Origin of the sequence: Pseudomonas sp. SIMBA_068 (genome assembly GCF_046534705.1) — a bacterium.
In the GTDB taxonomy this organism is placed as follows: Bacteria; Pseudomonadota; Gammaproteobacteria; order Pseudomonadales; family Pseudomonadaceae; genus Aquipseudomonas; species Aquipseudomonas putida.
Window position 1 is genome coordinate 1 of the sequence record NZ_JAWRYI010000558.1, and the last position, 270, is coordinate 270.

Annotated in this window: 1 protein-coding gene; it reads right to left on the bottom strand. The window is 52.2% G+C overall.

From position 1 onward, the window contains the following. On the bottom strand, positions 1–270 hold a 270-nt coding region (locus SB756_RS30395), incomplete at both ends, for a UxaA family hydrolase (protein ID WP_410913281.1).

Consider the following 270-nt stretch of genomic DNA (forward strand, 5'->3'; position numbering starts at 1 on the left):
CGCGTAGTCTCGGTCGAACGTCGCCATCTCCAGATTGTGCGTATGCACATAATCGCCTGGCTCAATGGATTTAGTAGCAAAGCCAATAATCTGGCCGTAACGCAGAACAGGATCACCTGGGTTTACGTGTGCAAGGGCAATCTTGTGCGCTGCGGGGACATCGGCGAACACCACGATATTACCGAACTCCGTAACCACGGTTCCTTGAGGTATCGAAGCACGTGCGATTGCAACGTTGTCGTCGGGATGTAGTTTAAGTACCAGGGATGT